Source organism: Lentzea sp. NPDC051838 (genome assembly GCF_040681245.1).
In the GTDB taxonomy this organism is placed as follows: Bacteria; Actinomycetota; Actinomycetes; order Mycobacteriales; family Pseudonocardiaceae; genus Lentzea.
In genome coordinates this window covers 75,111-87,275 of sequence record NZ_JBFAYI010000001.1, presented here as the reverse complement: position 1 = coordinate 87,275, position 12,165 = coordinate 75,111, and the positions used below count along the sequence as shown (strand labels likewise).

Annotated in this window: 11 protein-coding genes; 3 read left to right on the top strand and 8 right to left on the bottom strand. The window is 68.9% G+C overall.

The window, feature by feature from the left end; translation table 11 throughout:
* Positions 1–34 precede the first annotated feature (34 nt).
* Positions 35–958 carry an alpha/beta hydrolase gene (locus tag AB0M24_RS00305; RefSeq protein ID WP_363758605.1) on the top strand — a complete coding sequence of 308 codons (924 nt, stop codon included), beginning with the start codon at positions 35–37 and terminating at the stop codon, positions 956–958.
* Here AB0M24_RS00305 and AB0M24_RS00300 read toward each other — a convergent pair.
* Genes AB0M24_RS00300 through AB0M24_RS00265 form a run of 8 tightly spaced genes read right to left on the bottom strand, consistent with a single transcriptional unit; the run spans position 948 to position 8,755 of the window.
* Positions 948–2,420: an amidase family protein gene (locus AB0M24_RS00300; RefSeq protein ID WP_363758602.1), complete on the bottom strand. Its 1,473-nt coding sequence runs from the start codon at positions 2,418–2,420 to the stop codon at positions 948–950. The genes AB0M24_RS00305 and AB0M24_RS00300 overlap by 11 nt on opposite strands.
* A 4-nt stretch (positions 2,421–2,424) precedes the next feature.
* The gene (locus tag AB0M24_RS00295) at positions 2,425–3,276 is read right to left on the bottom strand and encodes an alpha/beta hydrolase (protein ID WP_363758599.1); all 852 of its coding nucleotides are present in this window, start codon (positions 3,274–3,276) and stop codon (positions 2,425–2,427) included.
* Positions 3,276–4,676 carry an amidase gene (locus AB0M24_RS00290; RefSeq protein WP_363758596.1) on the bottom strand — a complete coding sequence of 467 codons (1,401 nt, stop codon included), beginning with the start codon at positions 4,674–4,676 and terminating at the stop codon, positions 3,276–3,278. Before AB0M24_RS00290 ends, AB0M24_RS00295 begins: the two co-directional genes overlap by 1 nt.
* Positions 4,673–5,248 carry a TetR/AcrR family transcriptional regulator gene (locus AB0M24_RS00285; protein ID WP_363758593.1) on the bottom strand — a complete coding sequence of 192 codons (576 nt, stop codon included), beginning with the start codon at positions 5,246–5,248 and terminating at the stop codon, positions 4,673–4,675. The genes AB0M24_RS00290 and AB0M24_RS00285 overlap by 4 nt, the downstream gene beginning before the upstream one ends.
* Positions 5,249–5,297: 49 nt before the next feature.
* On the bottom strand, positions 5,298–6,227 hold the full coding sequence (locus AB0M24_RS00280; RefSeq protein WP_363758590.1) for a patatin-like phospholipase family protein: 930 nt from the start codon (positions 6,225–6,227) through the stop codon (positions 5,298–5,300).
* The gene (locus AB0M24_RS00275) at positions 6,202–7,116 is read right to left on the bottom strand and encodes a DMT family transporter (protein WP_363758587.1); all 915 of its coding nucleotides are present in this window, start codon (positions 7,114–7,116) and stop codon (positions 6,202–6,204) included. The genes AB0M24_RS00280 and AB0M24_RS00275 overlap by 26 nt, the downstream gene beginning before the upstream one ends.
* Before the next feature lie 50 nt (positions 7,117–7,166).
* On the bottom strand, positions 7,167–8,153 hold the full coding sequence (locus AB0M24_RS00270; RefSeq protein ID WP_363758584.1) for a cytochrome P450: 987 nt from the start codon (positions 8,151–8,153) through the stop codon (positions 7,167–7,169).
* A gap of 5 nt (positions 8,154–8,158) precedes the next feature.
* Positions 8,159–8,755, bottom strand: a complete 597-nt coding sequence (locus AB0M24_RS00265) for an AraC family transcriptional regulator (protein WP_363761520.1) — start codon at positions 8,753–8,755, stop codon at positions 8,159–8,161.
* Between the two features lie 219 nt (positions 8,756–8,974).
* Here AB0M24_RS00265 and AB0M24_RS00260 point away from each other — a divergent pair, with 219 nt between their 5' ends.
* Both AB0M24_RS00260 and AB0M24_RS00255 read left to right on the top strand, forming a co-directional pair.
* Positions 8,975–10,576: an ABC-F family ATP-binding cassette domain-containing protein gene (locus tag AB0M24_RS00260; protein WP_363758581.1), complete on the top strand. Its 1,602-nt coding sequence runs from the start codon at positions 8,975–8,977 to the stop codon at positions 10,574–10,576.
* On the top strand, positions 10,569–12,158 hold the full coding sequence (locus tag AB0M24_RS00255; RefSeq protein WP_363758578.1) for an ABC-F family ATP-binding cassette domain-containing protein: 1,590 nt from the start codon (positions 10,569–10,571) through the stop codon (positions 12,156–12,158). The genes AB0M24_RS00260 and AB0M24_RS00255 overlap by 8 nt, the downstream gene beginning before the upstream one ends.
* Positions 12,159–12,165: the final 7 nt, after the last annotated feature.

Below are 12,165 nucleotides of genomic sequence, written 5' to 3'. Positions count from 1 at the left end.
GCCAGATCCAGCACGACCGAGCGACGCTGAGCCCATGAAACGCGTCCTAGTGGCACTTCTCCTGCTGATCACGGCCTGCTCCGCACAAGCCGAAGCAGAGCTCGAAGGGTTCCGGCACGAATACACCGACGTCGACGGCGTGCGCATGCACTACGTCACCGGCGGCAGCGGCACGCCGGTCGTGCTGATCCACGGCTGGCCCCAGACCTGGTACGGCTGGGCGCCGATCATGCCCGCGCTCGCCGAGAAGCACACCGTCTACGCCCTCGACCTGCCCGGCCTCGGCGACAGCACCGGCTCACCGACCGCGTACGACAAGGCCACCCTCGCCCGATACGTCCACACGCTCACCAAGAAGCTCGACCTGCAGAACGCGGCGATCATCGGCCACGACCTCGGCGCCGCGGTCGCGTTCCAGTACGCCAGCAAGTTCCCCGCGGACACCAAGAAGCTCGGCTACCTCGACCTGCCGCTACCCGGACCGATCGTCAGCGCCGCGACGTACCGGAACCTGAGCTGGCACATCGCTTTCCACATGCAGCCGCAGGTTCCCGAAGCGGTGGTGGGCAACGACGTCCGCGACTACCTCGACCTGTTCTACCCGCAGGTTTCCTTCAACGGCAGCGCGTTCGGCGGCACGAACACCAAGTCTCCTTTCAGTGAACAGGAAGTCGACGAGTTCGCGCGCACTTACAGCAAGCCGGAAGCGTTGAAGGGCGGCTTCGACCTGTACCGAACGCTGCCGAAAGACGTGCAGGACAACGAGAAAGCGGCACCGGTCCACGCCCCGACCCTGATCATGGCCGCACAAGGCCAAGCCGAAGCGATCAAAGCGACAGCAGCCCCGCGGATGACGAACATCGTGCGCGCGACGGACGTTCCGCACGCAGGACACTGGCTCGCTGAGGAGAACCCGCAGTTCGTCTCCGCGGAGCTGCTGCGCTTCCTCAGCGAATGAGAGCCACCCGATCCGCCCACGGCAGCGCTTCCTCGAGCTGCGAGGCCAGCCGCAGCAACAGCGACTCACCGGCCAGCGGCGCGACGAACTGGACGCCCAGCGGCAGCCCGTCCGCGGTCCAGTGCAACGGCAACGAGATCGCGGGCCGCCCGGTGATGTTCGCGAGCTGCGTGTACGGCACCCAGCCGAGGTTGTCGGAGATCATGTCGTCGAGGATCGACGTGTAGCGCAACAACCGGGCCGTGCGCGTCTTCAGCAGCACGTCCGTCGCCCGCTGCAACGACATCGGCAGGTCGAACGCGCCGACCTTGGGCGGCGGAGTCGCGAGAGAAGGCGTCAGCAACAGGTCGTAGGACTCGAAGAACTTGCTCAAACGACGAGTGTGTTCGTGCCGGCGCTGGACGGCGTCCACGTAGTCGACCGGACTCGTGGCCCGTCCCAGCGCGGCCATCAGCAGCGTGTCGCGCTCGAACGCGACGTCCGGCGCCCCGGACACCCGCTTGGCGTCGGCCACCTTCCACGCCAGGTTCACGAACCACGTCAACAGGAAGTCGCGGGCCAGAGCGGCGTCGTCGAACGGCGCCTCGGGCAGCTCCTCGACCTCGTGCCCGAGATCGGTCAGCACCCGGACGGCACTGGCGACCGCCGCGTACGCCTCGTCGTGCGGCTTGGGGTTGATCGCCGACGGCACCCGCACGCCGATCCGCAACTTCCCCGGCGCCACCCCGACGTTCGACAAGAACGACTCGGACGGCAGCGCGGGCGAGTACGGCCCGGCGAACTCCCCGCCGCAGATCACGTCGAGCATCGCCGCCGTGTCGCGCACGGTCCGCGACACCACACCCTGCACCGCCGCACCGTGCATCATCTCGGCGGTCTCCGGCCCGAACGGCGTGAGCCCTCGCCCCGGCTTCAACCCGACGAGCCCGCAGCACGCCGCCGGAATCCGGGTCGAGCCACCGCCGTCGTTCGCTCCGGCGCACGGCACGATCCCGGCAGCCACCGCCGCGGCGGACCCACCGGACGAGCCACCGGGAGTGCGCGTGAGGTCCCACGGGTTGCGCGCCGGTCCCCACACGACCGACTCGCTGATGGCCTTGGCGCCGAACTCCGGCAGGTTCGTCTTGCCGAAGATCACCAAGCCCGCGTCGAGCCAGCGCTGGACGACCGTCGAGTGCTCGGCGACGGGGTGCCGGGACAGCGAGCGCGAGCCGTTCGACGTCGGCAGGCCCGCGTAGTCCTGGCCGAGGTCCTTGATCAGGAACGGCACCCCGGCGAACGGTCCGGTCTCCTCACCGGAAGGCTCAGCCGGGATGTCGCGGACGATCGCGTTGAGCCGCGGGTTGACCTCCGCCGCACGCTCCCGTGCCACGGCCAGCAACTCGGCCGCGGACACCTGTTTCGCCGCAACGAGCTGCGCCAGCCCGGTGGCGTCGTGTTTCCGGTACTCGTCGAAGTCCATCCGGTCAAAATAGCTGTTCAACGACTCCGAAGACGGTTTCGCGCACCACAGCCGGCGACTCCTGCGGAATGAGGTGCCCCGCCTCCTCGACGACGATCATCTTCCCGCGTGGAACAGCGGCCATCAGGTCGGCCGCCCACTGGTTGAACTTGGGCCGCCACTCGGCCATCCCGCGCTCGACCAGCCCTGCCTGCAGGCACACCGTCGGCACATCGGGCGTGCCCACGGCCTGCAACCGCCGCAGCACGGGCAGTGCCGCCTCGATCTGCCGAGCTTCCCTGCTCCCCGCCCTCATCGCCCGCGGGCTGGCGTAGTCGCGGGTCATGATCGCCAGGTCGGCCTCGCTGATCTCGGGCGAGATGCCGTTGCGGAACGTCGCCTTCTTGATCAGTCCCTTGCCGCCGAACCGCGCGACCAAGCCCATCAGCGCGAAGAAACGAGCCGCGATCTTGGCGTTCTTCGACGACATCACCTCGGCGAGCGTCGCGTCGACGAACACCATGCCCGCCACGCGCTCCGGCGCCCGATCCGCGAAGAGCCGGATGATCGGCCCGCCCCAGCTGTGCCCGACGAGCACCACGGGATCCTTCTCCCCCAACGCGTCCAGCAACGCCGTCAGGTCGTCGACGATCCGTTCGAGCGTGCGGTCGTGCAGGTCGTCGTCGCTCCCGCCGTATCCCGCGCGGTCGTAGGACAACGTCCGGTAGCGCGCGCTCACCTCGCGCTGCGTGTGTCTCCACGACGAGCCTGGCGCGCTCATCCCGGCCTCGAACACGACCAACGGCCCTTCCGTGCCCGCCACGACCGCGTGCAGGTTCCGCCCGTCCGGCAACGCGACTGTCGTCTCGGTGAGCATTACTGATCCCAGCAAGGCGGGTGAATCGAGTCCCACAGCGCCGTGCTTTCCAGGTGCGCGGCCAGGGCGAGCAGGTCGGCGTCCCGCCGGTTGCGGCCGACGAGGTGGACTCCGTGCGGCAGCCCGTCATCGTCCACATGCGACGGAAGCGACACGGCGGGCACGCCGGCGAGGTTCACCCACGGCGTGTGGCAGGACCAGCGCAGCATCCGCTCGGCCTCGTCGCCCCCGTAGTAGCCGACGGGAACCGGCCCACCGTTGGTCGTGGGAGTGAGCACGACGTCGTAGTCGTCAACGGCCGCCAGGAACGTGCTGGCATAGCGGGCGAGCACCGCTTGCGCCGTCACGACATCGCCGGCGGACAACGCGTCGTTCATCGTGAGCAGCTGCTGCGAGTACGACGACAGGAGGTTGATGCGATCCGTCAGCATCATCGCCTGCACCGCCGCGCCCACCGAGTACGCGAACCAGTCGACCATCGCCTTGCGCGCCGGCTCGTCCCACCGGGCGGGCAGCGGAATCTCCCGCACCTCGTGCCCGATCTCTTCCAGCAGCTTCGCCGTGCGCTGGACCGCCAGCACCGACTGCGGATCGGCTTGGTCGAACCCTGTGTCGGTCCACATCGCGATCTTCAACGACCTGCGCAGCCCGAGCGCGGCGGTGAAGCTGCTCCCCTGGCTCCAGCCGTAGATGTCACCGGGTGCCGGGCTCGCCATCACGTCCAGCAGCAGCGCGGCGTCCTCGACCGTGCGCGCGATCGGCCCTTCCGTGGACGCGACGAGGAACGACGTCGCCGGCGCCGAACTGACCAGGCCACGACTCGGCTTCACGCCGACGAGGTGGCAGGTCGACGCGGGCGTGCGAATCGATCCCGCGCCATCACTGGCATGCGCGACGGGCAGGAGTCCGGCCGCGACCGCCGTGGCCGCACCGCCGCTCGATCCACTCGAATAGCGATCGGTCGCATAAGGCGTGACCGCGGGCCTTGGCATGACGTCGTTCTCGGTGAAGCAGGTCGACCCGAACTCCGGCGTGTTCGTCTTGCCGACGACCACAGCGCCCGCCTGCCGCAGCAGTCCGACCGTCCAGGAGTCCTCACCCGGCACGAACTCCGCCATCGCCGCCGACCCGAACGTCGTGCGAATGCCCTGGGTGGCAGCGAGATCCTTGATCCCCAGCGGCAGACCGAGCAACGCCGACCGGTCACCCGCGGCCAGCCGTTGGTCGGCGCGATCCGCTTCTTCGAGCGCGTGCTCAGCCGTGACGGTGATGAACGCGCCGAGGTCGGCGTCCAGCCGGTCGATTCGCGCCAGGTAGTGCTCGGTCAGCTCACGAGAGCTGACTTCCTTGGCGCGCAACGACCTCAGCTGCTGCGCCGCGGTGAGCTCGTGCAGGTTCACGACTTCACCGCCGTTCCGGTGAGCAGCCGGTGCACTGACTGCGTCACCACGTCCAGCTCGGCCGGAGTCATCGGCTGCCCGCCGAACATCCGGCGGTGCATCAACGGCCCTTCCAGCAGGTTTCCGACCAGCGGCAGCTCGGGCACGTCCTCGATCTCACCGCGCCGCACCGCCCGCGCGATCGCGTCGACCAACGGCTGCGACCGCCGCACGACGAGCGCGCGGAACGTCCGTTCGGCTTCGTCGTCGCGCCGCAGATCGGACAGGAAACCGATCAGGCCGTCGTTCCACGGCTGGTCCCAGGCCCCGGCCAGGTCTTCCACGAACGCCTTGAGGTCGCCCAGCAGCGTCCCGGTGTCGACGTCGGGCACGGGCGGCAGGAACTGGTCGAGCACGTCCGCCACCAGCCGCACCTTGCTCGGCCAGCGGCGGTACACGTCCGTCCTGTGGGCCTCCGCCTGGGCCGCGACCTGCGACAACGCCAGCGCGTCGTAACCGTGCTCGGTCAGCAGCGACCACGCGGTCGTCAGCAACCGCTGTTCGAGATCGGGATCCCGCGGACGACCCGCCACCGTCGGCCTCCAATTCGCAACAGGTTGTTGCGTTAAGGTAGCACGCCGGTCATCGCGACTCCAGAACTGTCGACGCCAACGAGTCCATCGCCGCCCGAATACCCGTGTCCACGACCGCGCGCATCACCTCGGGGCGCCGTTCCGTACGTCCGACCGCCAGGCTTCCCAGCGGCGGCCTGATCTGCACGCACGCGGGATGCGTCGCCAGCAGCTCCTCTTCCTCGACGCGGAGTTCCTTGCGGCGCAACCACGTCTGCACAACGCCCGGCGCGTGTCGGGCGAACCAGCGCGACAACACGACCCGTTCGCCACGAGACGGCCCGGTCGGAAGCTCGTCCTCCCGCGTGGTGCGCAACGCGACGAGGTGCGTGGCCTGCTGAGCCAAGGCAGACCGCACGCCGACCATCTCGCTCAACCCGGCGTCGACGTAAGGATGACCGTCGATCACCACAGGCGGCCCGGCGAGCAACGGCATAGCGGTGGAGGCGCGCAACGCGGTCTGCAGGCTCGGCACGTCGTGGATCTTCGTGTGTAGATCGGTCGCCCCACCCGTGAGCGCGTCCGTGGCGATCGGGTGGAACTCGACGGGATTGTCCAGAATGTCCTGGAATCCCATCGGCATGACCTCGGTGTAGATGGTGTGGACGAGGTGCCGCGTGTCCACGACCGGCTGACGGCTGAACGCGCGCAACGGGTTGATGGTCGTCCGCATGACTCGCGGGTCCCACCACGCGTGCATCGTCTTCTCGGCACGCCCGCACAGCAGCCAGGCGCCGTTGAGAGACCCCGCCGAGCTGCCGTAGACGGCGTCGAACAGCGGCAGCAGGCCGAGCTGTTCGATCGCGACGGCCATCCCGCTCGAGTACGCGCCGCGCGAGCTCCCGCCCTCGATCAGCAACGCCAGGCGTGCGCCGTCAGTGCGCTGACCCGGCGTGCTGCCCTGCCGCCTGCGTTCACGCAGCAACTCCAGAACGGACACCTTCCACCTTCTCCTTCTGCGTGACGGCGAGCAGCGCACCGGCGATCGTCACGACGGCACCGACGAGCTGGACCACGGTGAAAGTCTCCCCCAGGAACGCGACCGAGAAGACGGTTCCGAACACCGGCACCGCGAACATCGTGACGGTCGCGGTCACCGGGCTCACCGCCTTCAACGCTCGGTAGTAGAAGAGGTACGCCAGCGCGGTTGGCCCGACCGCGAGGAACACGAGGTTCGCCCAGCTCGTAGTGGACACCGCGGCCCAGTCGGTGTCCGGGAACTGCGGAACGCCGATCACGACCAGGCCGAGTGCGCCGACACCGGAGGCGTAGGTGGTGGCGCGCAAGGGATCCATTCCGGCCAGGACCTTCTTCGACGTGATGCTGTAGGCGGCCCAGCACGCCGCGCAGCCCAGGTACAGGACGTCGCCGAGCAGCCGCGCGCCCGTGAACCCGGTCGTGCCGATGCCTGCGAAGAACACGACCGCTCCGGCAACACCGACGGTGAGGCCGGTGATCCTGCGCGACGTGGCGGCTTCCCTGCCCGTGAGCAGGAAGAAGAACGTCGTGAGCACCGGGCTCAGCACCGGGACGATCACGCTGCCGTCGACCGCGGGTGCGAGTGAGATCGCCCAGAAGAACAGGATGTTGTACGCGAACACGCCGATCAGGCCGACCGAACCCGCACGCACGAGGTCCCGCCACGCGAACGACCCCGTGGCCGGACGCAGCAGCAGCATCACGACGAGGACCACCGCCGCACCACCGAAGCGGAGCGCCGCCGCGACTCCGTGGGGCATCTCGCCGACGATCACCTTCGAACTGGTGAAGGCGGACCCGAAGAGGGCCATCGTGATCGCCAGGTACACATACGCGCGCTGTTCGGACATGCGCCGATACTTCGTGGCTGCGAGCCTCAGGTCTTGTACGTTCTTGACACTCAGGCGTGCAGCTTCAGCTCCAGCACGTCCATCCCGACCGGCGTCCGGCGGGTCTCCAAGTCCGCGATCCGCCACCGCTTCCTGAGCAAGGCCTCCAAGGCGATCCTGACCTCCAGCCGCGCCAGATGCGTGCCCAGGCAGAAGTGGATGCCGTGCCCGAACGACAGGTGCGGGTTGTTCGTCCGGCCAGGGTTGAAAGTGTGCGGGTCGGCGAACACAGCGGGGTCCCGGTTGGCTGCGGAGATCATCGCGACGACTCGTTGCCCCGGTTGGAGTTCGACGCCGCCCAACGTCGTCGGCGTGGTGACGAACCGATCAGTGCCGCCCGTCGGTGGCAGGTACCTGAGCACTTCCTCCACGGCCAGCGCGAGATCCACGGGCTTCGGGTGCGAGACCAGGCACAGCATCGCGTTCACCAGCAGGGTCTTGGTGGTCTCGTGGCCGTTGATCAGCAGCAACGTGAACAGGTCGACCCGGTCGTCACCGAAGAAGGCGCGCATCTCCTCCAACGCCAGCCGGAACTCGGTGTCGTCCGCGGTGAACGTGCCGAAGAACGACGTGATCGCCTCGGTCCACCGCACGAAGTGCGGTGACATCGGCACACCCAGCAGGTCCGTGATCGTGTGCAGCGTCAACGGATAGGCGAAGTCCTGCACCAGGTTCAGCTCGGATCCTCCGGCGAGAGCCTCGACCCGCGCCGTGATCGCCGGTTCCAGCGCGGCGACGGCACGCGGTGTGAACAACTTGCTCACGGACCGCCTCAGCTCACGATGTCGGGGCGGATCGGTGGCCAGCATGCCGCGCAGCAAGGGGTTGTCGCGGTGCGGGATCGGCCCGGTGCTGTACCGCAGCTCGTCCGACGAGAACGTCGAGTGGTCGGTCAGCACTCTGTCCACATCGGAGTATCGCGTGACCACCCAGGCACCGAACTCCGCGAACCGCACAGGCCCCACTTCCGGGGCGCGAAAGATCTCTTCGAGCGACACGCCCTTCAGCGTGCTGCGGAGGCCGCTGTCGTCGATTGGAAGAAACGGACACACGACATGCCGACCGCGCGCCGGAACTCCGCCAGCATGTGCGGCTGGTCGTAGAACCCGGCCCGCACCGCCACCGACGCCCAGTCCGGTGCTGCCTCGCGCGCCAACGCCATCGCACGATGCAGCCGCACCACGCGTGCGTAAGCCTTGGGGCTCAACCCGACCGCCACCTGGAACCTGCGCCGCAGCTGCCGTGGCGACAACCCGACCACGTGCGACGAAAGCGGAGCCCCTGGATCCGCGTGAATCGCCCGAATCACCTGTCTCACCACCGAATCGCCCGCACCAGCCGGACCTCGCAACGCGCGAAGGCTCTCGTCGGGGATCCGCATTCCGCCCAGCGGCACCTCGTCGGCGGCGAGCCCCAGCACGTCCGCGCAGGTTCCCGGCTTCAGGTGCACTCCGGTCAGCGGCTGGGTCAGCCTGCCGGTCCTCGCCACGGTCTCCGGACCGCTCAGCCACAGCGTGCCGTCCGCGAACACCAGCAGGTCGACCGACGGGTACGGCAGCTCCAACGGCAGGTCACCGCTCCGCCGCCAGACGGCGTTCATCCTGGTCACAGGGCTGAGTCAACCTGGCGCGGGCCTGTCGCCGCTACTGAATTGCCTCCGGCTGCTACCGTGGAGATCAAGGTTCTGACGAGGAGATCGCTGTGCTGCTGGTGGGTGAAGACGACATCTCAGGGTGAGCCCGAGATGTGAGAGGCCATCGATCGCGATGGCCGTTTCGTCGTCCCCTTTTTCCACGCCTGCACATCTTGGGGTCTCTCCATGTCCATCGTTCTTTCCACGCTGTCTTTCGCCTGGCCGGACGACACTCCTGTGTTCGACGGTCTGTCCGCGACCGTGCCGGACGGCCGCACCGGTCTGGTCGCGCCCAACGGCGCCGGCAAGTCGACTCTGCTCAAACTCGTGGCGGGTGCGCTGAAGCCCGCCGACGGCAGCGTGTCCGTCGAGGGAGTGCTCGGCTACCTGCCGCAGGATCTGCCGTTGACCGCGGACCTGACCGTGGCGGAGGTGCTGGGCGTCGCGGACGTGCTGCGAGCGATCGCCGCCGTCGAGTCCGGTGACGCCGCCGAGGAGCACTTCACCGTCATCGGCACCGACTGGGACCTCGAGGAACGCACCCGCGCCCAGCTCGACCGGCTCGGTCTCGGTGAGCTCGCGCTGGATCGCCGGCTCGACACGGTGAGCGGCGGCCAGATCATCTCGCTCGGACTCGCGGCGCAGTTGCTGAAGCAGCCGGACGTGCTGCTGCTCGACGAGCCGACGAACAACCTCGACCTCGACGCGCGGCACCGGCTCTACGACGTGCTGGACGACTGGCGCGGCTGCCTGCTCGTGGTCAGCCACGACCGCGCGCTGCTCGACCGGATGGACCGGATCGCCGAGCTCGACGGCGGCGAGATCCGGTTCTACGGCGGCAACTTCAGCGAGTACGAGGAGGCGGTCGCGGCCGAGCGCGAGGTGGCGGAGAAGAACATCCGCAGCGCCGAGCAGGAGGTCAAGCGCGAGAAGCGGGAGATGCAGCAGGCGCGCGAACGGGCAGCGCGGCGCGCCAGCAACGCGCAGAAGAACCTCTCCAACGCCGGTCTGCCGCGGATCTTCGCGGGCAACATGAAGCGCAACGCCGAGGTGTCGGCAGCGAAGGCCGACGGCACGCACGCGTCCCGGTTGTCCGCCGCCAGGACACGGCTCGACGCGGCCGAACGCGCGTTGAAGGACGACCAGAAGATCAGCCTGGAGCTGCCGCAGACCGCCGTGCCCGCCGGGCGGACGTTGTTCCTGGGCACGGACATCCGGGTGCGTGCGCTGTTCGACGACGTGGACCTCGCGATTCGCGGTCCGGAACGCATCGCGTTGTCCGCTCCGAACGGCGCGGGCAAGTCGACGTTGCTGCGGGTGATCCACGGTTCTTCGCAACCGGACTCCGGAGACGTGAAAAGGGCCGACGGCCGCGTCGCCTACCTGTCGCAGCGCCTGGACCTGCTCGACGACGCGCTGACCGTGGCGGAGAACCTGGCCGCGTCCGCCCCGGCCATGCCCCCGGCCGAGCGGATGAACCTGTTGGCGCGCTTCCTGTTCCGCGGCGCGCGAGCACACCTGCCGGTCGGCGTCCTGTCCGGCGGCGAAAGGCTGCGCGCCACGCTGGCGTGCATCCTGTTCGCCGAGCCCGCGCCCCAACTGCTGTTGCTCGACGAACCGACGAACAACCTCGACCTCGTGAGCGCCGGGCAGCTGGAAAGCGCGCTGAACGCGTACCAGGGCGCGTTCGTCGTCGTCAGTCACGACGAACGGTTCCTGAGCGAGGTGAGGATCGACCGCCGGCTCCGGCTGGAGAACGGCAAGCTGCTGGAGGGCGGTCATGCCTGAGGCAGCGCTGGTCGCTTCCGACTTGGTGCGCGTCTTCGGCAACCGGCGGGTGGTCGACGGGGTGTCGCTCGTCGCGGCACCTCTTCGCCGGATCGGGCTGATCGGTGAGAACGGCGCGGGCAAGTCGACGCTGCTGCGGCTGCTCGCGGGCGTCGACCAGCCCGACGGCGGCACCGTGGAACGCCCACCGGACCTCGGTTTCCTGCACCAGGAGAGGGAGTTCGCCTCGTCCGCCACGGTGGCCGAGGTCGTCGACGACGCGGTGAGGGAGGCACGGGAAGACCTCGCGGAACTGGAGCGGCTCGCTGCTCTGATGGGCACCGAAGACGTCGAGGCGGCCTACGCCGAGCGCCTCGAACTGGCTCACCGGCACGAAGCCTGGGACGCCGACCGCAGAGCCGTCATCGTCCTCGGCGGACTCGGGCTCGGCGACGTGGAATGGCACCGCACCCTCGATTCTCTCTCCGGTGGCCAACGCCGGCGCCTCGCACTCGCCGCACTGATCATCCGCAGACCGAGCGCGTTGCTGCTGGACGAGCCGACGAACCACCTCGACGACGAGGCAGCCGCGTTCCTGGCCGCACAGCTTCGAGGCCTGCCTGGGTGCGTCGTGCTGGCGAGCCACGACAGGGCGTTCCTCGACGAGGTCTGCACGGACCTGATCGACCTCGACCCCGCCGTCGAGGGCCCGGTCCGGTTCGGCGGCACCTACAGCGAGTACGTCCGGCAGAAGCGCGCGGACCGGGCCCGCTGGGAACGCCAGTACCTCGAAGAACAGGAGGAACTGGACGGGTTGCGTTCATCGCTCGGCACCACCGCGCACCGCGTGGCCCCGAACCGCTTGAAGCGCGACAGCGAGAAGATGGGCTACGGCGTGCGGGCCAACCGCGTGCAGAGCCAGATCTCCCGCCGCGTCCGCAACACCACCCGCCGCCTCGAAGACCTCGAACGCCGCCGCGTCCCCGCTCCCCCGCGCCCGCTGACCTTCACGCCGGACGCGCTGACATCGTTGCCGACCAACGAACTCCTGCTGTCCCTGCGTGACGTGGACGTACCCGGAAGGCTGAATCTCGACCTCCTGGACGTCCACGACGGCGCCCGGCTCCTGATCACCGGCCCCAACGGTGCGGGCAAGTCGACCTTGCTGCTGGTCATGGCCGGTCAGCTGGAAGCCGCTGGGGTGTGGAGGCACCCGGATCTCCGCGTCGGCCTGCTCGCCCAGGACACGTCGTTCGCCAACCCCCGCCTCACCCCGCGAGGCACCTACGGCCGCGCGCTGGGCGCCGAACGCGTGCAGCAGATCCCGCTGGAGTCGTTGGGACTGCTGCACGAACGAGACCTGGCCAAACCCGTCGGCGCCCTGTCAGTGGGCCAACGCCGCCGCCTGGCCCTCGCCCTCCTGGTCGCCAACCCACCACACCTGCTGCTGCTCGACGAGCCCACCAACCACCTCTCCCCCACCCTGTGCGACGAACTGGAGGACGCACTGGGCACCGGACCAGGCGCGATCGTGCTGGCGAGCCACGACAGACGGCTCCGGCAACGCTGGCAGGGCACGCAGCTGACCCTCCACAGTGGATAGTCGCGGG